Origin of the sequence: Halalkalibacter flavus (assembly GCF_036663575.1) — a bacterium.
Classification (GTDB): domain Bacteria; phylum Bacillota; class Bacilli; order Bacillales; family Bacillaceae_D; genus Halalkalibacter; species Halalkalibacter flavus.
The window spans coordinates 1-274 of record NZ_JAWRVK010000218.1 but is presented as its reverse complement, the minus strand read 5'-3'; the positions used below and the strand labels follow the sequence as shown (position 1 = coordinate 274).

Below are 274 nucleotides of genomic sequence, written 5' to 3'. Positions count from 1 at the left end.
CTTGACAGCACTCATTCCCACATTCATGCTGCACCATCAGCCACCCAGCCAACCAAGCAGGAAGGATCGAAAAAGAAAAGCAAAATCATCTCAGTTCACGCTGTAGTCAACATCCCGAAAATGCCTCTGAAACCAACTGATCGCCTGGTCCTCCGCCTCGCTCGCCTGGCGCTCCGCATCCACTAACACATGGTCGGCCCGCACACAGAACCCGTGCCCTGCGCCGGGGTAGATCCTCACCTCGCCCCGATCCTGATCGAGCGCGCGTCGGATC

Annotated in this window: 1 protein-coding gene; it reads right to left on the bottom strand. The window is 58.0% G+C overall.

Annotated features, from left to right (window positions below):
- Positions 1 to 90: 90 nt before the first annotated feature.
- Positions 91 to 274, bottom strand: a 184-nt coding sequence (locus SAY88_RS25025) for a dienelactone hydrolase family protein (protein WP_332635128.1), incomplete at its 5' end; no start/stop codon positions are given.